Raw genomic sequence first — 21,506 nt, 5'->3', positions numbered from 1 at the left:
GGACCGACGATGAAATTATTCGACCTTCATGGTGACGTGGCACTTGTGACAGGCGCCGGCAGCGGCATCGGGCAGGCAATCGCCATTGGGCTGGCCGAGGCCGGCGCCGACATCGCCTGCTTCGGCCACGCCTCGAAAGGCGGGCTGGAGGAGACCGCGCACCGGATCACGGCACTCGGCCGCAAGGCGCTGGTGCTGACCGGCACGGTGACTTCAGAGGCCGATCTCGCGGCCGCGATCGAGCGTACGGAGATGGAACTCGGCGCGTTGACCATCGCCGTCAACAATGCCGGCGTCGCCGGAGCTGAGCCGGCAGAGACGCTGTCGCTGGAGAAATGGCAGAAGCTCTATGACGTCAATGTCAGCGGCGTGTTCCTGTCCTGCCAGGCCGAGGCCCGCGCCATGCTGACGCGGCGCAAGGGCTCGATCATCAACATCGCGTCGATGTCGGGCTCGATCGTCAATCGCGGCCTGACCCAGGCGCATTACAATTCGTCGAAGGCCGCGGTGATCCACATGTCGAAGAGCCTCGCCATGGAATGGGCCGATCGCGGCCTGCGCGTCAATGTCGTCAGCCCCGGCTACACGCTGACGCCGATGAACAAGCGGCCGGAGGTCGCCGACCAGGTCAGGATCTTTGAGCGCGACACGCCGATGGGCCGCATGGCGGCGCCGGAAGAGATGGTCGGCCCGACCGTGTTCCTGGCCAGCCGCGCCTCGAGTTTCGTCACCGGCATCGACCTGATCGTCGATGGCGGCTTCGTCTGCTGGTAGGAGAAAAGATGCAGAAGCGATTCCAGGGAAAAACGGCGGTCATCACCGGCGCCAGCGGCGGCATCGGCGCGGCAATGGCCAGGCGCTTCGCGGCGGAAGGTGCCGCGGTCGTCGTCAGCGCCATCGACGCGCGCGTCGAAGAGGTCGCCGCCGATCTCAAGGCTACGGGCGCCAAGGTCGCATCGCTGCGCATGGACGTGACCAAAAAGGACGAGGTCGTCGCCCTCTATGACCTGGCCGAGCAACAGTTCGGCCGCGTCGACATCTCCGTACAGAATGCCGGTGTCATCACAATCGCCAGGATAGAGGCGATGACCGAGGCCGAATGGGACAAGGTGATGGCGGTCAACACCAAGGGCGTGTTCCTGTGCTGCCAGGAGGCGATCGCGCGCATCCGCAAGCATGGCGATGGCGGCCGGCTGATCAACACCGCATCCGGCCAGGCGCGGCAGGGCTTTATCTACACGCCGCATTATGCGGCCTCGAAATTCGGCGTCGTCGGCGTCACCCAGAGCCTGGCCAAGGAAGTGGCCAAGGAGAAGATCACCGTCAACGCGATCTGCCCCGGCATCATCGACACCGATATGTGGGCCTATAACGACGCCGCATGGGGCAAGTTGATGGGCGACTACAAGCCCGGCGAGCTGATGGCCGAATGGGTGAGGAACATCCCGATGGGCCGCGCCGGCAGCGGCGAGGATGTCTCCGGCCTGGTCAGCTTTCTAGCCAGCGACGATGCGGCCTACATCACCGGGCAGACCATCAATGTCGATGGCGGCCTGATCATGTCGTGAGGATACTCGGGCGGCAGTGCCCTGTCCGAATTGCATGACCGTGACGGCATTACGCGTTGCGAGACATGAATGTTGGTATATATAATTTCATCCCATGAAACGGCTCTGGCGAGATGGGTTCGCCAGGCCGACAGCTGAGATCATGGGACCTTGATGGCTCGCACCTTTCATAGCGCCGCCAGACCGGCGATCGATCCGCGGACTGCCTTGGCGGCAATCCATCGGCAGCCATGACACGGTCCCCTCCGGCACATTTTCACAAAATTGGGCACCATCCGCTCTGCGCCGCTTCAGCGCCGGCAGCAATCTGGCGCCAACGCCCTTGCGCAACGACCAGCTTTTCCAACACAATCAAAAAAAGACGCAAGAAGGGAACGAACGATAACTTCACCAGAGCTTGACAGGAGAACAAGCATGTCACTTCGGAACATGATTTCGAGTTTCTCAATGGGAGCCTTAACACTTGCCGCAGCCGCACTGACATCTTCGGCCTATGCGGCAGCGCCGGAATCCAACGACCCGATCAAGATCGCGCTGTTCGACTGGACCAGCGTCAATCTGAACGCCAAGATCCTCGGCGGCATCCTCGAAAAGCTCGGCTACACCGTCGAGTACCCGACCGCCGACTATCTCTCCAGCCTGACCACCGGCCTGACCAATGGCGACATCGATGTCGGCCTGGAATTCTGGGACACGACGGCCGGCGAGGCGATGAAGGCCTCGGACGCGACGGGCCAGACCGAACGCCTCGGCAAGCTCGGACCCAAGGCCAAGGAAGAATGGTGGTTTCCCGAGTATATGAAAGAGAAATGCCCCGGCCTGCCTAACTGGGAGGCGCTGAAAGACCCGAAATGCGCCGAAGCGTTCTCGACCGCCGAAACCGCGCCGAAGGGGCGTTATCTCGGCGGACCCGTGACATGGGAAGGTTTTGACGACGAACGCGTCGAGGCGCTGAAACTGCCCTTCACCGTCATCCATGCCGGCACCGATGCGGCGATGTTCGCCGAACTGGACTCGGCCTATCAGCGCAAGGCGCCGATCATGCTGTGGATCTATTCGCCGCATTGGGCGCCGGCCAAATACAAGGGCGAATGGGTCGAATTCCCCGACTATACGCCGGAATGCTACAACGACCCGAAATGGGGCGTGAACCCAGATGCCAAATATGACTGCGGCAAGCCGCATGGCGAGATCTGGAAATATTCCTGGGCCGGCATGAAGGACAAATGGCCGGTCGCCTACAAGGTCGCGAAAAACTACACGGTCGATACCGACGAGCTCAACAAGATGAGCGGCGAGATCGATCTCGAAGGCAAGACGCCGGAAGATGTCGCCGCCGCCTGGATCGCCGCCCACGAAGCCGACTGGAAAGCCTGGGCCGAGTGACCGTCTGACTGGAAACGCGACGACCCGGCCATTCAGGGCCGGGTCTCGATCCCCTATTCCAGAAGGACGGTTGAATGAGCGATACGATTGAACAGGCGGCGAAAGCCGGCAACGATGCACGCCCGATAAAGCTTGCCTGCCGCAATGTCTGGAAGCTGTTTGGGGCGGACGCGGCCAATTTCATCCGCCGGCGCGACGGCAAGGCCAGCCTGGCGGACATCGCCGCGGCCGGACTGGTCGGCGCGGTGCGCGGCGTCGATCTCGAAATCCGACAGGGCGAGATCTTCATCATCATGGGACTTTCGGGGTCAGGCAAGTCGACGCTGGTGCGCTGCATGTCGCGGCTGATCGAGCCGACCCACGGCAAGGTCGAATTCGAGGGGAAGGACCTGCTCAAGATTTCCGATGCCGCGCTGATCGAGCTGCGACGCCATCGCATGGGTATGGTGTTCCAGAATTTTGCCTTGCTGCCGCATCTCAACGTACTGGAGAACATCGCCTTTCCCTTGGGCATCCAGGGGCAGGACCGGCCGACGCGCGAGAAGCGAGCCCGTGAAGTCATCGAGCTGGTTGGCTTGCGCGGCCGCGAGCATTTCTATCCGCGCGAGCTTTCCGGCGGACAGCAGCAGCGTGTCGGCATCGCCCGCAGCCTCGCCACGAAGCCGGAAATCTGGTTCCTCGACGAGCCGTTCTCGGCCCTCGACCCGCTGATCCGCCGTGAGATGCAGGACGAGCTGATGCGGCTGCAGACCATGCTGCACAAGACCATCGTCTTCATCACCCATGATTTCGACGAGGCCATCCGGCTAGCCGATCGTATCGCCATCATGAAGGACGGCGAGGTCATCCAGATCGGCACGCCGGAAGAGTTGGTGGTCAACCCGGCGACCGACTATGTCGCCGAATTCACCCGCGACGTCGACCGCGCCAAGGTGATCTCGGCGCGCAGCCTGATGCGCGCCTGCGATGGCGCCGAGTACGGCGGCACGGTCGCGCCGGATGCCAAGATATCAAGTTTTTCGGCTGATATCGTCTCTGCCGGCAAGCCCTTCGCGGTGGTCAACGGCGCCGGAAAGCCGATCGGCGAGGTCACGCCGCAGGCGGTGATCGATCTTCTCGCCGGCATAGAACGTCGTGGGGTCGGCGCATGACGGTCACGGCAAGCGCCAGCGCAGCGAGGCCCCGGCCGATTCAAACCTGGCTGGCGATCTGGGCCTGCGCGCTCGCCGCCGTGCTTATCGTTTTCCTGCTGCAGGAAAGCCTGCCCTGGGCGGTCAATTACCCGGCCGGCGCGATCGTTCCTGTCGCAGACTGGGTCGGTGCGCTGATGAACTGGGTGAAGTCGAATTTCTCCTGGCTGACCCGTTCGATCACCGCGGTGCTCGGCGTGCCGCTCGATTTCGCGCTCGCTCTTCTGGCCAAAAATTTCAAGATCGGCCATGGCGCCGATATGGTCGTGTTGCCGCGCCTGTCCTGGGTCGGCGTCTGCGCTGCCGCCTACCTTGCCGGACGCGCGGCCGGCGGCTGGAAGCTGGGTGCGCTGGCCGGCGGCTGTTTTCTCTACATCGCGCTGTTCGGGCAGTGGACCAGCGCCATGCTGACGCTGGGCTTAATCTCGATCGCCGTGCCGTTTTGCATTGTCACCGGGCTGTTCGCCGGCATCTGGGCATGGCGCAAGCCTTGGGTGGAGAGGCTGTTGATCTCCCCTGCCCTCGATCTGATGCAGACGATCCCGACCTTCGCCTATCTCATCCCGATGCTGCTTCTTTTCGGCAACAGCCCGGTCTCGGCAATGATCGCGACGGCAATTTTCGCGACGCCGCCAATGGTGCGGGCGACGATGCTCGGCCTGTCGCGGGTGCCGTCGGAGATCGACGATTTCAGCGAGATGGCCGGCTGCACGGCACGGCAGAAGCTGTGGCGAGTGCTGTTGCCGTCGGCGCGGCCGACATTGATGGTCGGCGTCAACCAGGTCATCATGCTGGCACTCAATATGGTGATCATCGCCTCGATGATCGGCGCCGGTGGGCTCGGCTATGACGTGCTTTTGGCGCTGCGCGCGCTCAAGGTCGGCGAGGCGATGGAGGCTGGCCTCGCCATTGTCGCACTGGCAATTGCACTCGACCGGCTGAGCCAGGCGATCGCCCACAATCACGACAAGGGCAATGTCCGCCATCAGGCCGGCACCAGCTTCTGGCGGCGTTATCCCAACCTGACGCTGGCCGTCGCCATTCTCGCCGTCACCACGCTGCTCGGCCTGTTCGTGCCGGCCTTCGCCGCGGTGCCGAAGGCGATCACCTTCACCACCGCGCCTTTGTGGAAGGCGGCGGTGAACTGGATCACCATCAACTTCTTCGACACGATCGAAGCGTTCCGCGTGGCGCTTATCCTCAACGTGCTGAACCCGGTGCGCGCCTTCTGCGAGGGCTTTCCGTGGCTGGGCGCGGTTTGTCTCCTCGGCCTTGCCGGATACCAGCTCGGCGGCTTCCGCCTCGCCGCCCTGGTCGCGGCATTGACAGCGTTCTGCGCCGTCACCGGCCTTTGGGAAAAGACCATGGCGACGGTCTATTTGTGCGGCATCTCGGCCTTTATCGCTTGCCTCATCGGCATCCCGATCGGGCTGATGGCATCGCGCAGCGACCGCTTCGAAAAGACCGTCACGCCGGTCATCGACACACTGCAGGTGCTGCCGTCGTTCTGCTTCATCATTCCGGTGGTGATGCTGTTCAGGGTCGGCGACGTCACCGCGATGATCGCCACCGTTGCCTTCGCCGTGGTGCCAGCGATCCGCTACACCAATCACGGCATTCGACAGGTGCCGCCGGCGCTGATCGAGGCGGCGAAGGTTTCGGGCTGCACCAGGCGCCAGACCTTCTTTTGCGTGCAGCTGCCGCTGGCGCTTCCAGAGATCATGCTTGGCGTCAACCAGACAATCCTGATGGCACTGGCGATGATCATCATCTGCGCCATGGTCGGCACGCGCGATCTCGGCCAGGAGGTGTTCATCGCCCTGTCCAAGGCCGATTCCGGCCGCGGGATCGTCGCCGGCCTGGCCATTGCCTTCATCGGCATCGTCGCCGACCGGCTGTTCAACGCCTGGACGGCGAAGGCTCGCGCAAGGCTGGGATAGTCCGGAATAGGACGGCGTCAGGAAGCTGCCGCCAAGCGCGCCGTTAACGAGGCACCGATCCCTACGCCTAAAGATATAGCCATTCGGGATGATTGCTCGCTGTTACCTCAAATCGTACGGCTGTCATCGGACGGGCAGGCTCAACAGGAGAGCGAACAATGGCTATACGCGTTCCCTTTACTCCCGGTGATCTAGTAGATCGTCAACGGGGCACCGATGACGTCCTCGCAGGCGATCTAAATACAAACATCTTAATCGGCGATGCTGGCGGCAGCCTGCTCGATTTCTCAAGAGGCGGCAACGACACCTTCACGGGGCCGCCATCCTCCACCACCACTGCGTACGGAGATGCCGGCGAGGATGGCTCGGACCACAGCAAGGGCGGCAACGACAGTTTCACAGGCGCCTCGCTAGGCACGTACATCTTCTACGGTGACGTCGGCGGCAACATGTTCGTCCATGCTCAGGGCGGCGACGACAGTTTTACCGCCGAGGGCGACTCCTCCAACACTTTTTACGGCGATGCCGGCGGCGATATGTCGGACCACAGCAAGGGCGGCAACGATACGTTGAGCAGTGAAGTGGGTAGACGGGTAGACAACACATTCTACGGCGACGCCGGCGGCAACATGTTCGGCTTTGCTCAAGGCGGCGACGACATTTTCGTGACCAGCACTCGACAAGGAGCCGATCACATCTTTTACGGTGACGCGGGCGGCGAGATGTCCGATCATGGCAAGGGCGGCAACGACACCTTCCAGGGCTCGATAGAAGCCAATAACATTTTCTACGGTGACGCGGCCAGCAACATGTCCGGCAATGCGCAAGGCGGCGACGACAATTTCAGGAGCAGGACCGACTCCTTCAACACTTTCTACGGCGATGCCGGCGGCGATATGTCGGCCTACAGCAAGGGTGGCAACGATACCTTCACGGGTAGCTTCTTTTCCACCAACACCTTCTTCGGTGACGCCGGCGGCAACATGTCTGACCATGCTCAGGGCGGCGACGACCACTATACGGACCTGGGTGGGGAGATCGGGAGCAAAACTCTTTATGGCGATGCGGGCGGTGATCTTTCCGGTTTCGCCGCGGGCGGCAACGACACTTTCACGAGCGCGGGTGGCTCGGAGATAACGTTCTACGGGGACGCGGGCGGCAGTATGTTCGATCACGCGCTTGGGGGCGACGACGTGGCCGTGCTGCAAGGCACTCATAATTTGGGGTATGGCGATGCGGTCACGATGCTCGGCAGCGCTGTGGGCGGCAATGATACCCTGACTGGCGGGGACAAAAGCGCCTTTCCTGATGTTCTAAACGAGTTATACGGCGACGCGCGCTCTATGTCCGGTTCCGCCCAGGGCGGCAACGACATTCTTACTGGGGGCCAGAACAGCGAAAGCGGCCAGGTCCGTAACTTCCTGTGCGGCGACGCTCTGCAAATGTCCGGTTCGGCCAAGGGCGGAAACGATACCCTGTACGCCGGGAGCGCGGCACCCGGCTGCACGGTCATCAATGACATGTGGGGCGACGGGCAACTGAGCGAGTTGGCTCAGGGCGGCAGAGACCAATTCATATTCAAGGACGATGGTTCCATGACGGTCGGAACCCAAAACACCATCTACGATTTCAGCCAGACCCAAGGCGACACTATCGTGTTTAGCGGCGTGGAGCGCGTGCAATCGTTCGATGATCTCACTATTGCGCAAACTGGAACCGACACCATCATTACCGCGGGAGTCGATCAAGTTACTCTCGCAAACTTTACGAACACGCTGACGACGAGCGACTTTTTGTTCGTCTGAGAGCGAAACTCTTATCCTATTCGAAGAGGCGGAATGCGGTGAGAGTTCGTTGATAGTCGCGCGGCCGGTCGCCCCAATTCTGCTCGACCGGCCGATCGACAATCCAAGCCGCAGATGTGAATCAAATGGCCAGGAATCTCTCGGTCAGTCGAGCCCAGAGCGCTGCGCCGACGGTCAGATTGCCGTTGTTGAAATCGTATTTCGGGCTGTGCAGGATGGCTGAATCCTCGCCGTTTCCGAGGCGCAGGAAGCAACCGGGTTTGTGTTCGAGGAAATAAGAAAAATCTTCGCTGCCGGGGATCAACGGGCAGACGGACACCTTGTCCTGACCGACGAGCTCGACAGCGACGTCTGTCGCGAAGGACGTCTCGCCCTGGGAATTGATCACCACCGGGTAGCCGCGCTCGTAATCGATCTCGACCGTTGCGCCATGCGCCTGCGCCACAAGTGCTGCGATATTGCGAATTCGCTGCTCGAGCGTGTCGCGGATCTCGGCCGAGAAAGAGCGGACGCTCAGCGCGATCTCGGCGTGTTCCGGGATGACGTTGGAGGCCGTGCCGCCGTGAATGGTGCCGACGGTAACGACAGCCGTCTCGATGGGGTTGACGTTGCGCGACACCACCGTCTGCAGGGTCATGACGATGTTGGCGGCAGCGACGATCGGGTCGACCGTCAGGTGCGGACGCGAGGCGTGGCCGCCACGCCCGGTTATCTTGATCGTGACGGTATCGCTCGCCGCCATCAGCGGCCCGGCGCGCATCAGGAACGAACCCGTCGGCGCGCCCGGATGGTTATGCAGCCCGAATATCGCATCGCAGGGAAAGCGCTCGAACAGGCCGTCGGCGATCATCGCCTGCGCCCCGCTTCCCTTGCCGGCTTCCTCGGCCGGCTGGAAGATGAGGTTCACCGTGCCGTTAAAATGCCGCGTGCGCGCCAGGTATTCGGCGGCGCCGAGCAGCATCGTGGTGTGGCCGTCATGGCCGCAGGCGTGCATCTTGCCGCTGGCCTGGCTGGCATAAGGGAGATTGGTCGCTTCGGTAATCGGTAAGGCGTCCATGTCGGCGCGGATGGCGATGCTGCGGCCGCTGCCCTGGCGCAAGCGGCCGACGACGCCGAGCCCGCCGACATTGCGCGTCACCTCGTAGCCCCAGCCTTCGAGCCGTTCGGCAACATATGCAGCGGTTTCGTGCTCCTGGAATGAAAGCTCGGGATGGGCGTGCAGGTGCTGGCGGGCCGCTGCAAGCTCGGCGGCCTTGTCGGCGAAGTCGGAAATGTCGGCGAACTGGTTGGAGGTCTTTGGCATCGAAGGTCCTTTGCCGGCCGAGCACGTAATCGTGCCGGCTTTGCTGTCAGATGAAACGGCTTAAAAAGGCCCGCGTGCGCGGGTGCCTGGGGTTAGCCAGAACCTCGTCCGGAGGCCCGGCCTCGATCACATTGCCGTCGTCCATGAACACCACCCGATCCGCGGCTTCGCGCGCGAAGCCGATCTCATGCGTGACCACGATCATGGTCAAGCCCTGCCTGGCGAGATCGCGCATGGTGGCGAGGACCTCGCCGACCAGTTCCGGATCGAGCGCCGACGTCGGCTCGTCGAAGAGCATCAATTTCGGGCGGATGGCGAGCGCGCGGGCGATGGCGACGCGCTGCTGCTGGCCGCCTGAAAGCTGGCGCGGATAGGCGTCGATCTTGTCGGCGAGACCGACACGGGTCAGCAGTTCGCGGGCGTAGCCGATCGCCTCCTTGCGGTTCTCCCGGTGGACGCCGACTGGAGCCTCGATGACGTTCTGCAGGGTCGTCATGTGTGGATAGAGATTGAACTGCTGGAACACCATGCCGATCTTGCGCCGCTGCGCGGCGATCGCCCGGTCGGAGAGTTTGTCGAGCCGGCCGTTGTGCAGCCGGTAGCCGATCTGCTCGCCGTCCACCTCAATCGACCCTTGATCGATCGCCTCCAGATGATTGATGCATCGCAGGAAGGTCGATTTGCCGGAGCCGGACGGTCCGAGAATGACCACCACCTCGCCAGGCGCGACGTCCAGGTCGATGCCCTTCAGCACCTCGAGCGGGCCGAACGCCTTGTGAACGTTGCGCGCCCTGACCAGGGGCGTGTCATGCGCGCTCATTGGCGGCCTCCAGTGTGGCGGTCGCCGTCTTCTCACGCGCGCCGCGGTCGCCGCGGCTGTAGTGGCGTTCGATCGCGCCTTGCGCGACATTGAGGACCGAGGTAATCAGTAGGTACCACAGCACTGCAACCATCAGCAGCGGAATGATTTCGAAGGTGCGGTTGTAGATCGACTGCACCGAGTAGAGCAGGTCGGCCATGGCGATGACGCTGACAAGCGACGTCGCCTTGATCATGCTGATTAGCTGATTGCCGGTCGGCGGCACGATCGACCGCATGGCTTGCGGGATGATGATTCGCCGCAAGGCCCGCGCGCGCGTCATGCCGAAGGCTTCAGCCGTTTCGGCCTGTCCCTTGTCCACCGACAGCAGCCCGCCACGAATGATCTCGGCCATGTAGGCGGCCTCGTTCAGCGCCAGACCAAGAACGGCGGCCGTCAAAGGCGTGATCAGGTCGTTGGTATTCCAGCTGGCGAAGCCGAGGGAAATGCGCGGAAACAGCGTCGAAAGGTTGTACCACAGGATCAATTGCACCAGCAGCGGCGTTCCGCGGAAGAACCAGATGAACAGGCCGGAGAGAAAGGATGCCAGCCTGTCGTTCGACATGCGCGCGATGGCGAGCAGCAGGCCGAGCACGATGCCCAGGATCATCGCCACGACCGTCAGGCCGAGCGTTACGGAAAGCCCCTGCATGACCGTCGGATCGAAGAAATACTGGGCGACCACGGGCCAGCCGAAATTCGGGTTGACCGCGACGATATAGGCGAAGCCGGCGGCGACGGCGACGGTGAATGCCCAGAGCGCCAGCCGGACGAGCGGGAATGGCCGGTGGGCTCGTTTGACGTCGCGCAGCGCGTCGTCGGGACGTCGCGGCAGCCCGGCCGCGTAGGCAGCGGTCGCGTCGGTCATGGCAGCCTCTACTGGCCCTGGTTGATGCCGGGCGCGTCGATCATGTTCTTCTCGAGGCCCCACTTCTTCATCACCGCGGCGTAGGTGCCGTTCTTCATCAGGATCTTGAAGGCGTCGAGCAGCACGCCGCCCAGCGGCGAACCCTTCTTGACGACGGCGCCTTGGTAGATGTCCTTGAAGCCGTTGGCCTGGCCGACCCCGGCGAGTTCCAGTTGGCCCTTCGCCTGCTCGACGAAATAGGTCAGCGGCGCCTGCGAGGAGAAGAATGCGTCGGAGCGCTTCGACCGGACGGCCAGTATCGAGCTTGGCTGGTCGGTGAAGGATTGCACCTCGACGGCCGGCTTGCCGCCCTCGGTGCATTTCTGCGCCTGTTGCTTGATGACCTTTTCGGCCGAGCCACCCGACATCACGGCAATGCGCTTGCCGCACGCGGTGTCGAGCGAGGTGATGCCTTGCGGGTTGCCCTTCTCGACGGCGAAGACGACGTATTCGCGCACCCAATCGATGAAGTCGTTGGACTTCTGGCGGTCGGGATAGTCGCCGACAGGCCCCATCGCGAACTGATAGCGGCCGGCGTTGATGCCGCTCAGCAAAGCCGGCAGGCCGGCGACCGAGGCATGGTCGACCTCGACGCCGAGCAGCTGGCCTATAGCGTCCGAAATGTCCTTGGTCGCCCCTGTCAGTTCGGTGCCAGTGACGATCTCATAGGGCGGGAACGAGCCGTTGTTGACAGCCGTGATCTTTCCCGCCGTGCGGATCTCTTCCGGCAGCCGGGCGCGCAAGTCTTCGTTCACCGATTGCTTTTGGACGTCCTGGGCAAAGCTGGCCTGCGCCAGCATGGTGACGAGCGAGGCGAATATGAAGCTGATTGTCCTCATGGCATTCTCCTTCGTGTTCTTCGTTGCGTTGTCAGGTGGCCCGCGACCCGGCCTCGAAAGGAAACAAGGCTTCGGCGGAAATCGGTTCCGTCAGAATGCCCTGGGCATGGAGCTCGATGACGAAATCCTCGATCATGCGCCGGTTGGCAGGCAGGCCGCTGGCGTTCCAGGAGGCAGGCAGGTCGCGCCCCGCATGAAGCAGCTCCTCGAGGATCCACGGCGAGGTGTCGGCATATTTTCGGCGCTTTGCCGTCCAGACGCGCTGGCTTTCGTCGATCAGCCTGGCGAGTTCCTGCGGCAGCCAGGGATGTTCCCTGGCCATTGCAGCCTTGACAGCGACCAGATGCATGCCCGGCACATAACGGACGTCGGCGAAATAGGCGCGTTCGGCCGCGCGAAAATCGCGCAGCACTTGCCGGAAGCCGGAAGCCGGGCCGAAAAAGCCGTCCGGCATGAAGGGCGTGAAAACGGCGTCGAGCTCGCCTTGCGCCAGCAGCTCCATCATCGGGCGCTCGCCCGGTGCTGCTTCGATGCGCCCCGGCCTGCCGAATCCGTCGAGGCGGTCGGCGATCGGGTGCTCGGATGTCAACCGGCCGGCAAACCAATAGGCATCCTCGATGCCGACGCCCTCCCGGCGAAGCGCCCCGCGCGTCCACGTGTTGCCGGAATCGCGCCAGCCGGTGACGCCGATACGTTTGCCGGCAAGGTCGGAAAGCTGCTCCAGCGGACTTTCCTCGACCGTGATGATACAGCGATGGCGAAAGCCGCGCATGATGAAGCACGGTATTCCAACCACCGTATCCCGGCCCGACGCCATGGCCGACACATAACGGCTGAACGAGACCTCCGCCGCATCGTAGTTCGGATCGGTGCCGAGATCCGCGATTAGCGTGGCGACACGATCAACCTTCACCGACAGGCGGCTGGAGGCGACGTCACCCAGGACCAAGGGAGTGAGATAGTCCCAATCGCGGGTGGCTATAGTGATGGAAACGGCCATCGGCATGAACTTCAAAGCTATGTTTGACCGGCGATTGGTAAATGTTTATTTTCTGCCGATCAAATGTTATTACGTTATTGAACATTAGCTTTAGCGGTCGCCGATGCGGATGAATTTCGATGCAGGATGGTTCGCTGAACGCCTTGGCGACCGCACGATGCGCGGCATCGCGCGCGAGACCAGTGCGCTGATCAGAAGCGGCGCGCTGCCCGTCGGCGCAAAACTTCCGCCGGTGCGCGATCTGGCCTATGTGCTTGGCGTCAGCCCGGCGACGGTTTCGCAGGCGTGGAGCGAGTTGCGGCGCTACAAGATCATCGGCGGCCGCGGACGCAACGGCACCTGGATCATGGGCAACCGCTTTGCCGCCCGCCCCGAGCGCCACATGAGCGGCGGCAATTACGGACAGGATGTTCTGAACCTGGCGATCGCGGAGCCCGATGTGAGGCTCTTGCCGCCGCTCGACATCGCGCTGGCGCATGGCGCGCGCGCCGAAAAGCTCAACAGCTACGAGCGGGTGCGCATCCTGCCCGAGCTGGAGGGCGCAGTGCGCCCATCATGGCCGTACGATCCCGGCGCGTTCCTGGCCACCAATGGCGGTTACAACGCCATCTACACCTTGCTGCATGCGCTGGTCCCGCCGGGAGCGCCGGTAGCTATCGAGAACCCGACGGCGCTTCGCCTGCTCGACATCCTCGAAGATCTCGACGTACCGATCATTCCGGTGGATTGCGACGGTGACGGCCCCTTGCCGGACGCGCTCGCCAGCGCACTGCGGCAGCGGCCGGTGGCGTTCCTGTTCCAGCCGCGCGTCCATTCGGTGACCGGCGCCTGCATGTCGCCGGCGCGGCTGGAAGTCATCGGCGACCTGCTCGCCGGTACCGATGTGCTGATTGTCGAAGATGACGGCGTCGGCGATATTGCCTCGGCGCCGCGCATCTCGCTTGGCCGGCGTTTTCCCGATCGCGTCATCCATATCCTGTCCTATTCCAAGACCCACGGCCCGGACCTGCGGCTCGCCGTCCTGTCCGGATCGGCGACGATCGTCGAGCAGATCCAATCCTACCGCAGCTTCAGCTCGGGATGGACCAGCCGCATCCTGCAGGCGGCCACCGCCTGGCTGCTGCAAGACCCGGCCACAACCGCCCTGGTGGAGCGGGCGAAGCAGGTCTACCGCCGCCGCCGCGAACGGCTCGCCTGCGAACTGGCCAAACGCAATGTCGATATCGACGCCGGGCACGGTCTCAGCGTCCTCATTCCGGTTGCTTCGGAACCTTACGCGATGGTCACGCTGGCCGCCCACGGCATCGCGGTCCATGCCGGGGCGAAGTTTTCGACCGGAAAAACGAACGCCGTCCGCGTCGCGACCAGCATTCTGGACGAGGAGCACCTCGAGCACGTCGCAAATTCCCTGGCGCTTGCAGCCGACCCGGCGCGGGAGGTTGTCTGAGGCAAGTCATCGCCGTTCTGACTGCTACTCCGCCGCCACGCCCTTCACCTCGAGATAGCTCTCCATCGAATCGTCCATCGCCTGCAGCCACGGCGTATGGTGCAAAGGCGCCATCGTTCCGGTCATCAGCGAGCGATAGGCATGGTCGCGGAAGCCCATAATGTCTTCCGCCTTGTGGTGCTCCCACTCCATGAAGGTCCGATTGACGGCCTCGACGTCGAAGCCCGGATAGTCGGTCTGCTCCATCAGCTCCCTGGTGTAGTCGCCCTGGAACCAGATCATCTGCTCGGCGTCTTCCAGCGTCTCCTCGCGTGCCCGCCATTTCCGGCCGTGCTCCGCCATCGCTTCGGCCGAGGGCAGCTCGACACGGCCCATGATGACGTCGCGGGCGAACCAGGCCTGCGCGTCGAACATGTTGAAGGTGTAGAACTGGTCCTGCATGCCGATATAGGACAGCTTCGGGTTTTTCTCCCAGACGACGCCCTCGTAGAGCCCGTCCGGCCACATACGGTTGGCGGTCTTCAGCTTCAAATCCTCGGTGAGGAACGGGAAGGAATGGAGATAGCCGGTGCACAGGATGATGGCGTCGACGTCTTTGGTGCTGCCATCCTTGAAATGCGCGGTCTTGCCGACGACCTTCTGCAGCAGCGGCACTTCCTTCCAGTTCTCCGGCCATTTGAAGCCCATCGGCTTCGAGCGGTAGCTCGAGGTTATCGATTTGGCGCCGTATTTGTAGCATTGCGAGCCGATGTCCTCGGCCGAATAGGAGCGGCCGATGATCAAGATATCCTTGCCCTTGAATTCCATCGCGTCGCGGAAATCGTGGCTGTGCAGGATGCGACCATTGAAGGTCGAGAAGCCCTCGAAATAGGGAACGTTGGGCACGGAGAAATGCCCCGAAGCGACGACGACATTGTCGAACTCTTCCGAATAGGTGACGTCGTTGGTGCGGTCATGCGCGGTGACGGTGAATTTTTTCGTCGTGTCGGAGAAGGTGACCATGCGCACCGGGCTGTTGAAGCGCACCCATTGACGCACACCCGATTTTTCGACGCGGCCCTTGATGTAGTCCCACAGCACGGCACGGGGCGGATAGGAGCCGATCGGCCGGCCGAAATGCTCCTCGAACGTGTAGTCGGCGAATTCGAGGCATTCCTTCGGCCCGTTCGACCAGAGGTAACGGTACATCGAGCCATGCACCGGGTCGCCGTGCTCGTCGAGGCCGGTGCGCCAGGTGTAATTCCACAGGCCGCCCCAGTCGGACTGCTTTTCGAAGCAGACGATCTCGGGAATATCGGCGCCCTTGTCGGCGGCCGACTTGAAGGCCCGGAGCTGGGCCATGCCGGACGGCCCGGCTCCGATGACGGCAACACGATCTTTCATGCGGGCCTCCCAATCTCATTTCTCTAACGAAACAAATTTCACTGACAGGACAGTAATTGCCCCTTCGATGCTGTCAACAGGGCTTGTCGCGAAACCGCGCTTCGCCGAGCTGGATTTCTAAACGACGTGGAAGCTCGGGCGAAATCCGGTCATTGCGCAATTCGACTTGTCGTGAGAGTTGCGCTTCTGTATCGGCACCGAATATGTTCACCGTGAGTGAAATGAATCGGCAAGGTCCGGGGTGGCGAAATGGCGAAAAGAGCGTCCAATCTGAAGCAAGATGCCAGCGCCGCGGCGGGCAAAGCCAAACCCGCCGCGATCGAGCCGCGCAAGATACGCGTGCCGCTCACCCAGAACCCGCACGCCATTCGCGACACCCGCGAAAAAGTGCTTGAGGTCGCGATCGGCCGCGAGGTGCGGGCATTCCGCAAAAAGCTCGGCATCACCGTCGCCGATCTGGCTGCCGCCACCGACATTTCGCTCGGCATGCTGTCGAAGATCGAGAACGGCATCACCTCGCCATCGCTGACCACGTTGCAGGCGCTGTCGCGGGCGCTCGGCGTTCCCGTCACCGCCTTCTTCCGCCGTTTCGAGGAGGAGCGCAGTGCCGTCTTCGTCAAGGCCGGCGAAGGCCTCGACGTCGAACGCCGCGGCACGCGCGCCGGCCACCAGTACAATTTGCTCGGCCATATCGGCTCCAACACCAGCGGCGTCGTCGTCGAACCCTATCTGATCACGCTGACCGAGGATTCCGACGTGTTCCCGACCTTCCAGCATGAAGGCATGGAATTCCTCTATATGCTCGAAGGCGAAGTGGTTTACCGGCATGGCAGCAATCTCTACCCGATGAAGCCCGGCGACAGCCTGTTCTTCGACGCCGATGCGCCGCACGGACCGGAAGTGCTGAGCGTTCTGCCGATGCGCTATCTGTCGATCATCTGCTACCCGCAGAGCGCGGGGTGAGTTGGCCAATCTCCCCCCTCGTGGGGAGATTAGCAGCTTCGCGGGCAGCTTTACTCCGGCCCGAAGCCCGGCGATGTCGGGCTGCCATCATCCAATTTCGACAGCCATTCGACCAAAGTCGGCCGATAACGCGTCAGGCCCTTGTAGGCAGCGAGTTCGTCGGGCAGGTCGCGGATGACGCGGTGCAGGCGGCGTGCCCATTTCGGCTGCGTCACCAGTTCGTCCATCTTGATGAGGTAACAGCGGATCGGGAAGACGATCGCATTCGAGCGTGGCAGCCGCCAGAAACTCTGCAGTTCGACGCGCAGATGCACTTTTTCGCCAACGTTTTCCGGCGTCACCGTGGCGCGGTCCGGACCCCATTTGTGGTAATTTTCCGGGCTGGTGTCGAGGCGCGGATTGATGGTCATCGTCCAGTTCAGCCGGCGCGCCGGCTTACCCTGCTGGATGTTGGTGAGGAATTTCAGCGCCCGGACGAAGATCCCCTTCTCATGCGCCAGCGGCACCGGCGCGTGCCATTCGAAGAAGTTCATGCCGATGTCGAAATCGAGCGACCAGTCGGCCTGGGTGGTGACCATGCCGGCATCCATCCACAGATTGCCGTCGCGCTGGTCGAGAATGCAGAAATCGCCCTGGCTCTGGCGGGTGATGTATTCCATTGGCCCATAGGGCAGCGTCGAGACGTCGCCGAAGGTGAAGCTGTCGTCGATGCCGAGCGGCCGGTTGATCCAGCGCCAGCGATCGCCGTCGCGGATCAGCGTGAAATGCTCGGGGTAGCCCAGCGCCTGCTGCTCCATCAGGAGTTCGAGCAGGTCCCAGCCGGCCAGCGTCATGTGCGGCAGCGACTGGCAGCGCAGCGGATCCTCGGCCAGCACCAAAGCGCGGTCCTGCATCTCGGCGACATAGTGCTCGTCGACGTCGATCAAATTCTCCAGCACGCTGCCCTTCGGCCCGACGACATGCGGCTCGATGTTGACCGCATACATGTAGCTATCTTCATGGAACGGGAACGGGAACCGCCTGATGTGCTCGGGGCTGTTCCTGAAGGTGAAGTCGTCGCGGAACGTTTCCTTGCGAAAGGTGATGCCCAAGCTCGCCTCCTATCTTTCCAGCACCAGCGACCTGCCCTCGAAGCGCGACACGCAAGGCATGATCTTGCAGCCCGACCGGTGGTCTTCCTCGCTCAGCCAGTGATCGTTGTGGATGAATTTGCCGTCATGCGAAATCACGTTGGTCTCGCATTGGCCGCAGACGCCGCCGCGGCATAGATAGGGCGGATCGACGCCGGCCGCCTCGATCGCCTCGAGCAGGCTCTGCTGCTCGTCGACGCGGATCGTCTTGCCGCTGAGCGCCAGCGTCACGTCGAACGGCGCGCCGGGCTGCGGGGCCGCGAAATGCTCGAAATGCACGGTCTCTGGCGGCCAGCCGAGGGCAGCGGCGCGTTCGCGCACCCAGCCGATCATGCCGGACGGCCCGCAGACATAGAGATGCGTGCCGAGCGGCTGCGACGACAACAGCCGGTCGAGATCGACGCGCTCGTCGCGGTCGTCGTGATAGAGCCTGACCCGGCGATCGTAGCGCTCTCTCAGCAGGTCCGCATAGGTGCCGAGCGAGGCGGTGCGGCAGGTGTAATGCAATTCGAAATTGCCGCCTTGCGCCGCCAGCTGCGCGGTCTGCGCCATAAACGGGGTGATGCCGATGCCACCGGCCAGCATCAGATGCTTCCTGGCCCGAAGATCGAGCGAGAACAGATTGACGGGGTAGCTCACCACCATCTCCGTGCCCGGCCTGACCTGCCTGTGCATGAACAGCGAGCCGCCGCGGCCGGCGTCGTCGCGGCGCACCGAGATGGTGTATTCGCGGGTGTCGAGCGGCGAGCCCATCAGCGAATAGGGATTGAGCCTGGTGCGTTCGCCATCGCGCATCTCGACGACGACATGGGCGCCGCCGGAAAAGGTCGGCAAAAGCTGGCCGTCGCGCCTGCGGAAATGAAAGCGCGTCACCAACTCGTTGACCGGGACGACATCGCTGACGACGACATCGAGTTTGGTGGTGCCGGTGCTCATCGAAAGACCTCCTCGATCGGAGGAATTTCGCTGCGGTCCTCGGCGTTGATGCAGACGCCCTGGAAGGCGGCGAGGCGCCGCGAATAGTGGTCGCGCACCAGAAGCAGCAGGCCGCAATGCGAACAGGTTGCCGGCTGCGTCGTGACGTTCTCGGTGATGCCCTTGCAATGGACGCACTGCACGCGGCGCGCCAGCGAGCCGCGATGCTCGGTCTGGATCGAGGTGTGGTCGATGCCGGCTTCGAGCGCCGCCTGCATGGCCTGGCCGATCAGCCCTTCGGTGCCGGCAAGGTAGAGCCTGAGGCCCATATGGGCGTTGGCCAGCGTCTGCTTCAGCCGCGGCAGGGCACTGGCGAAGGAATGGCCGAGGTAGAGCTGCGCCGGCTTCAGTGCTTCGACCGCCTCGGCGTATTTACCGTCGCGGCCGGGAATGAAGATGATGTGGGCGCCGCCGAAGAAATCCGCCGGTGCCTTGGCAGCCAGATCGGTAATCGCCAGCGCTCCCTCTGCGTCCGCTACGAAAAGATGGTGCTTGCCGGGCTGTGGAGACAGGGTCCCATAGACCGGGCGGCTGATGATGCTTTTCGCTGCCATACCCGCAGTATGCCTCAGCCTTTCGCCGTGCGCTTGGTCTTCTTCGGGTCGTCGAACGGAAGCGGCTCGGCGGTTGCGCTGATGGCGCCGCTCCTGTTGCGGATCTCGAGCCGGGTGCCCTGGACCGCGCAGTCAACGTCGAGCCGGGCGATGGCCATCGATTTCCTGACCAGCGGCGAATACATGGCGCAGGTCACCACGCCGACCTTCTTGCCGTCGCGATAGACCGGTGCGCCCTCGTCGGCCGGCTCCCTGCCTTCGAGCAGCACACCGAATATCTTGAAGCGCTCCTTGCCCTTCAGGCGGTAGTGCTCCTCGGCACCGCGAAAGCCCGTCTTGCCCGGGCTGACGGTGAAGTCGAGACCAAGCTCCCACAGCGTGTCGCCGGGCCCCTCATTCTCGAACGGATATTTCTGCGAATTGTCGTAGGGGTAAAACAGCAGGTAGCTCTCGACGCGCAGCATGTCGAGCGTGGTGAAGCGGCACGGGATGATGCCGACGCTCTTGCCCTCGTCGAGGATCCTGTCCCAGATCGTTCCGGCGTCCTGGCCACGGCAGAAGATCTCGTAGCCGCGCTCGCCGGTGTAGCCGGTGCGCGAGATCATCACCGGAAAGCCGAACAACTGCGTCTGCATGTGGTGGAAATAGTTGAGGTCGCGAATGCCGGGCACATGCTTTGCCAGATAATCCACGGCTAGCGGCCCCTGCAGCGAAAGGTCGTGCAGATTGTCGTCGAAGCGCAGCGACACGTCGCGACCGACGGAAGCACGCTGCAGCTCTTCATGGCCGGTGCCCGAGCCATGCACGACCATCCAGGAATTCGGGCCGGTGCGGTAGAGGATGCAGTCGTCGGTGAACTTGCCGGCCTCGTTGAGCATGCAGGCATAGGCCGACTTGCCGGGATAGATCTTTTCGACGTCGCGCGTCGTCGCCAGGTCGATCAGGTGAGAGGCGTGCGGCCCGGTGATGTGGACCTTCTTCAAGCCGGACACGTCCATCAGCCCGGCCTTGGTGCGGATGGCGATGTACTCTTCGTCGGCGTCCTTGTCGTAGGTCCAGGCGGTGCCCATGCCGCTCCAGTCCTCGAGCTTGGAGCCGAGCGCGCGATGGCGGTCCGCAAGCGTCGAAAATCTCCAGGATGCCGTCATCCGCTGTCCTCCGTTTCGAAAAACGTTTGCTTTCCCTGCTCCCTGCACAGCGGCGGGAGCGTTGCCCGAATATTGATCGCAAACGCCGGGAGCCTGCAATACCCGCAAGCAAATAATTTCATTGTCAGGCAAAATTCGGCGGATCAAACAAACGGTTAACGTTGCGTAAAATCGTCTTGACAATTGCGGAATTCGGCTTGAATTTATGAAAAAAATTTCACTCTCTTGAAAGAGAGCGATGGAGGGGAACCGATGTCCGACATGCAGCAGCGCATTGAAGCCCTGTACCGTTCCGACCTTCGTGGATCGGTGCTCCTGATCGTCTGCCTGTGGGCGACGATCCTTTTCGTCCTGTTCATGACATGGCCATACATCCCCGATGCCGGCATCAAGCTCGTCGTCGCGGTCGCCGCGGCCGCCGTGCTGATCTTCAACACGGCCGCGATCCTGGCGATGGTCAACCACTACAAGGAAGACAAGGACTTCATCTACGGCCTCGACATCAAGAACGCCGACGCCTACCGCAACCGCAAGTCCTGAGGGGAAGACGCATGGCCCGCTATACACCGCCCGAACAGAGCAAGGCCGGACAGGTTTTCGATATCGCCGTCGTCGTGGTCGCGATTTTCGTCGCGCTGTGGCTGCCGCTGAAACTAGGCCTGGCAGGGGCGGCAAAATCCATCGACGCGCTCGACGCCAAGACGTGGGAAGCGCTCGGCCAGAACCCGACCATGGCCTCGATCTGGGAAAAGCTCGGCTACACGCCGGAAACCGCGCACGACATCATCCAGAACCGGTTCCACTACATCATCGACTGGCCGACGCTGATCATCATGGCCGCGGTGCTGATCGGCTATTTCATCTTTCTGTTCCGCGCATCGGACCGCGAATACCGCGACGTCATCGACGAAAAATTCGGCGACAAATAGATAGGGAAGCATCGTCATGTGGGTGGCACTCTCTTACGCATGCTGGGGCATCTCGATCGTGCTCGCGCTGTGGATGCTCTACGACTGGTTCAAGATCGACACGACCTATTCCGAAGAGATGCTGACCTCGTCCAGGGAAGGCGAACTTGAAGCCGTGTCCGAAAAACACCGGATCTGAGT

Annotated in this window: 21 protein-coding genes; 11 read left to right on the top strand and 10 right to left on the bottom strand. The window is 62.6% G+C overall.

Annotated elements, in window-relative coordinates; translation table 11 throughout:
- Nucleotides 1-9 precede the first annotated feature (9 nt).
- The 6 genes from NKJ13_RS04515 (at nt 10) to NKJ13_RS04490 (ending at nt 7,889) form a co-directional block, all read left to right on the top strand.
- The gene (locus NKJ13_RS04515; protein ID WP_352738585.1) at nt 10-774 is read left to right on the top strand and encodes an SDR family oxidoreductase; all 765 of its coding nucleotides are present in this window, start codon (nt 10-12) and stop codon (nt 772-774) included.
- 8 nt (nt 775-782) lie between these two features.
- Nucleotides 783-1,568 (top strand): SDR family oxidoreductase, encoded by a 786-nt coding sequence (locus tag NKJ13_RS04510; RefSeq protein ID WP_352738583.1) that lies wholly within the window; start codon nt 783-785, stop codon nt 1,566-1,568.
- Nucleotides 1,569-1,982: 414 nt separating this feature from the next.
- Nucleotides 1,983-2,954, top strand: a complete 972-nt coding sequence (locus NKJ13_RS04505) for an ABC transporter substrate-binding protein (RefSeq protein WP_352645412.1) — start codon at nt 1,983-1,985, stop codon at nt 2,952-2,954.
- A 74-nt stretch (nt 2,955-3,028) separates the two neighbouring features.
- Nucleotides 3,029-4,105, top strand: coding sequence for a quaternary amine ABC transporter ATP-binding protein (locus NKJ13_RS04500; RefSeq protein ID WP_352738581.1), 1,077 nt, complete (start codon nt 3,029-3,031; stop codon nt 4,103-4,105).
- The gene (locus tag NKJ13_RS04495) at nt 4,102-6,084 is read left to right on the top strand and encodes an ABC transporter permease (RefSeq protein ID WP_352738580.1); all 1,983 of its coding nucleotides are present in this window, start codon (nt 4,102-4,104) and stop codon (nt 6,082-6,084) included. Before NKJ13_RS04500 ends, NKJ13_RS04495 begins: the two co-directional genes overlap by 4 nt.
- Nucleotides 6,085-6,242: 158 nt before the next feature.
- Nucleotides 6,243-7,889, top strand: a complete 1,647-nt coding sequence (locus NKJ13_RS04490) for a calcium-binding protein (protein ID WP_352738579.1) — start codon at nt 6,243-6,245, stop codon at nt 7,887-7,889.
- 121 nt (nt 7,890-8,010) lie between these two features.
- On the opposite strand, the gene NKJ13_RS04485 is transcribed toward NKJ13_RS04490, so the two are convergent.
- The 5 genes from NKJ13_RS04485 to NKJ13_RS04465 all read right to left on the bottom strand — a co-directional run bounded on the left by NKJ13_RS04485 (nt 8,011) and on the right by NKJ13_RS04465 (nt 12,797).
- Nucleotides 8,011-9,192 carry a M20 aminoacylase family protein gene (locus tag NKJ13_RS04485; protein ID WP_352738577.1) on the bottom strand — a complete coding sequence of 394 codons (1,182 nt, stop codon included), beginning with the start codon at nt 9,190-9,192 and terminating at the stop codon, nt 8,011-8,013.
- A 46-nt stretch (nt 9,193-9,238) separates the two neighbouring features.
- Nucleotides 9,239-10,012 carry an amino acid ABC transporter ATP-binding protein gene (locus NKJ13_RS04480; RefSeq protein ID WP_352505292.1) on the bottom strand — a complete coding sequence of 258 codons (774 nt, stop codon included), beginning with the start codon at nt 10,010-10,012 and terminating at the stop codon, nt 9,239-9,241.
- A complete protein-coding gene (locus tag NKJ13_RS04475; RefSeq protein WP_352505293.1) occupies nt 9,999-10,919 on the bottom strand; it encodes an amino acid ABC transporter permease in 921 nt (306 codons plus the stop codon). Before NKJ13_RS04475 ends, NKJ13_RS04480 begins: the two co-directional genes overlap by 14 nt.
- An 8-nt stretch (nt 10,920-10,927) precedes the next feature.
- Nucleotides 10,928-11,758, bottom strand: coding sequence for an ABC transporter substrate-binding protein (locus NKJ13_RS04470; RefSeq protein ID WP_502899798.1), 831 nt, complete (start codon nt 11,756-11,758; stop codon nt 10,928-10,930).
- 70 nt (nt 11,759-11,828) lie between these two features.
- Nucleotides 11,829-12,797, bottom strand: a complete 969-nt coding sequence (locus NKJ13_RS04465) for a substrate-binding domain-containing protein (protein ID WP_352738572.1) — start codon at nt 12,795-12,797, stop codon at nt 11,829-11,831.
- 103 nt (nt 12,798-12,900) lie between these two features.
- Here NKJ13_RS04465 and NKJ13_RS04460 point away from each other — a divergent pair, with 103 nt between their 5' ends.
- Complete coding sequence (locus NKJ13_RS04460; protein ID WP_352777164.1) at nt 12,901-14,244, top strand: aminotransferase-like domain-containing protein; 1,344 nt, start codon at nt 12,901-12,903, stop codon at nt 14,242-14,244.
- A 24-nt stretch (nt 14,245-14,268) separates the two neighbouring features.
- On the opposite strand, the gene NKJ13_RS04455 is transcribed toward NKJ13_RS04460, so the two are convergent.
- The gene (locus NKJ13_RS04455; RefSeq protein WP_352738567.1) at nt 14,269-15,627 is read right to left on the bottom strand and encodes a trimethylamine monooxygenase; all 1,359 of its coding nucleotides are present in this window, start codon (nt 15,625-15,627) and stop codon (nt 14,269-14,271) included.
- 249 nt (nt 15,628-15,876) lie between these two features.
- Here NKJ13_RS04455 and NKJ13_RS04450 point away from each other — a divergent pair, with 249 nt between their 5' ends.
- Nucleotides 15,877-16,590 (top strand): helix-turn-helix domain-containing protein, encoded by a 714-nt coding sequence (locus NKJ13_RS04450; protein ID WP_352738565.1) that lies wholly within the window; start codon nt 15,877-15,879, stop codon nt 16,588-16,590.
- Nucleotides 16,591-16,640: 50 nt separating this feature from the next.
- On the opposite strand, the gene NKJ13_RS04445 is transcribed toward NKJ13_RS04450, so the two are convergent.
- From NKJ13_RS04445 to NKJ13_RS04430, 4 genes are read right to left on the bottom strand one after another with little or no spacing between them, the layout of a single operon-like run.
- Nucleotides 16,641-17,681, bottom strand: coding sequence for a heme-dependent oxidative N-demethylase family protein (locus NKJ13_RS04445; protein WP_352738563.1), 1,041 nt, complete (start codon nt 17,679-17,681; stop codon nt 16,641-16,643).
- A gap of 9 nt (nt 17,682-17,690) precedes the next feature.
- Nucleotides 17,691-18,656: a PDR/VanB family oxidoreductase gene (locus NKJ13_RS04440; RefSeq protein ID WP_352505299.1), complete on the bottom strand. Its 966-nt coding sequence runs from the start codon at nt 18,654-18,656 to the stop codon at nt 17,691-17,693.
- Nucleotides 18,653-19,249: a dimethylamine monooxygenase subunit DmmA family protein gene (locus NKJ13_RS04435; protein WP_352505300.1), complete on the bottom strand. Its 597-nt coding sequence runs from the start codon at nt 19,247-19,249 to the stop codon at nt 18,653-18,655. The genes NKJ13_RS04440 and NKJ13_RS04435 overlap by 4 nt, the downstream gene beginning before the upstream one ends.
- A 14-nt stretch (nt 19,250-19,263) precedes the next feature.
- Complete coding sequence (locus tag NKJ13_RS04430) at nt 19,264-20,397, bottom strand: aminomethyl transferase family protein (protein ID WP_352738561.1); 1,134 nt, start codon at nt 20,395-20,397, stop codon at nt 19,264-19,266.
- Nucleotides 20,398-20,649: 252 nt separating this feature from the next.
- On the opposite strand from NKJ13_RS04430, the gene NKJ13_RS04425 reads away from it, so the two are divergent.
- Genes NKJ13_RS04425 through NKJ13_RS04415 form a run of 3 tightly spaced genes read left to right on the top strand, consistent with a single transcriptional unit; the run spans nt 20,650 to nt 21,504 of the window.
- Nucleotides 20,650-20,937 carry a hypothetical protein gene (locus NKJ13_RS04425; protein WP_023716771.1) on the top strand — a complete coding sequence of 96 codons (288 nt, stop codon included), beginning with the start codon at nt 20,650-20,652 and terminating at the stop codon, nt 20,935-20,937.
- Between the two features lie 11 nt (nt 20,938-20,948).
- Nucleotides 20,949-21,326, top strand: coding sequence for a hypothetical protein (locus NKJ13_RS04420; protein ID WP_023673992.1), 378 nt, complete (start codon nt 20,949-20,951; stop codon nt 21,324-21,326).
- Nucleotides 21,327-21,342: 16 nt separating this feature from the next.
- Entirely contained in the window at nt 21,343-21,504 is a 162-nt protein-coding gene (locus tag NKJ13_RS04415; RefSeq protein ID WP_023673991.1) for a hypothetical protein, read from the top strand.
- The last annotated feature ends 2 nt before the right edge of the window (nt 21,505-21,506 follow it).

The organism is Mesorhizobium sp. M0174 (genome assembly GCF_040322275.1).
Taxonomy (GTDB): Bacteria; Pseudomonadota; Alphaproteobacteria; order Rhizobiales; family Rhizobiaceae; genus Mesorhizobium.
The sequence above is the reverse complement of the archived record's forward strand: the minus strand, read 5'-3'. Positions and strand labels throughout refer to the sequence as shown.

Coding starts and splice junctions, on each gene's coding strand:
- NKJ13_RS04460 (WP_352777164.1), top strand. CDS start 12,901: ATGCGGATGAATTTCGATGCAGGATGGTTCGCTGAACGCCTTGGCGAC.
- NKJ13_RS04485 (WP_352738577.1), bottom strand. CDS start 9,192: ATGCCAAAGACCTCCAACCAGTTCGCCGACATTTCCGACTTCGCCGAC.
- NKJ13_RS04430 (WP_352738561.1), bottom strand. CDS start 20,397: ATGACGGCATCCTGGAGATTTTCGACGCTTGCGGACCGCCATCGCGCG.
- NKJ13_RS04505 (WP_352645412.1), top strand. CDS start 1,983: ATGTCACTTCGGAACATGATTTCGAGTTTCTCAATGGGAGCCTTAACA.
- NKJ13_RS04435 (WP_352505300.1), bottom strand. CDS start 19,249: ATGGCAGCGAAAAGCATCATCAGCCGCCCGGTCTATGGGACCCTGTCT.
- NKJ13_RS04440 (WP_352505299.1), bottom strand. CDS start 18,656: ATGAGCACCGGCACCACCAAACTCGATGTCGTCGTCAGCGATGTCGTC.
- NKJ13_RS04490 (WP_352738579.1), top strand. CDS start 6,243: ATGGCTATACGCGTTCCCTTTACTCCCGGTGATCTAGTAGATCGTCAA.
- NKJ13_RS04455 (WP_352738567.1), bottom strand. CDS start 15,627: ATGAAAGATCGTGTTGCCGTCATCGGAGCCGGGCCGTCCGGCATGGCC.
- NKJ13_RS04465 (WP_352738572.1), bottom strand. CDS start 12,797: ATGGCCGTTTCCATCACTATAGCCACCCGCGATTGGGACTATCTCACT.
- NKJ13_RS04415 (WP_023673991.1), top strand. CDS start 21,343: ATGTGGGTGGCACTCTCTTACGCATGCTGGGGCATCTCGATCGTGCTC.
- NKJ13_RS04420 (WP_023673992.1), top strand. CDS start 20,949: ATGGCCCGCTATACACCGCCCGAACAGAGCAAGGCCGGACAGGTTTTC.
- NKJ13_RS04500 (WP_352738581.1), top strand. CDS start 3,029: ATGAGCGATACGATTGAACAGGCGGCGAAAGCCGGCAACGATGCACGC.
- NKJ13_RS04510 (WP_352738583.1), top strand. CDS start 783: ATGCAGAAGCGATTCCAGGGAAAAACGGCGGTCATCACCGGCGCCAGC.
- NKJ13_RS04475 (WP_352505293.1), bottom strand. CDS start 10,919: ATGACCGACGCGACCGCTGCCTACGCGGCCGGGCTGCCGCGACGTCCC.
- NKJ13_RS04480 (WP_352505292.1), bottom strand. CDS start 10,012: ATGAGCGCGCATGACACGCCCCTGGTCAGGGCGCGCAACGTTCACAAG.
- NKJ13_RS04495 (WP_352738580.1), top strand. CDS start 4,102: ATGACGGTCACGGCAAGCGCCAGCGCAGCGAGGCCCCGGCCGATTCAA.
- NKJ13_RS04425 (WP_023716771.1), top strand. CDS start 20,650: ATGTCCGACATGCAGCAGCGCATTGAAGCCCTGTACCGTTCCGACCTT.
- NKJ13_RS04515 (WP_352738585.1), top strand. CDS start 10: ATGAAATTATTCGACCTTCATGGTGACGTGGCACTTGTGACAGGCGCC.
- NKJ13_RS04450 (WP_352738565.1), top strand. CDS start 15,877: ATGGCGAAAAGAGCGTCCAATCTGAAGCAAGATGCCAGCGCCGCGGCG.
- NKJ13_RS04470 (WP_502899798.1), bottom strand. CDS start 11,758: ATGCTGGCGCAGGCCAGCTTTGCCCAGGACGTCCAAAAGCAATCGGTG.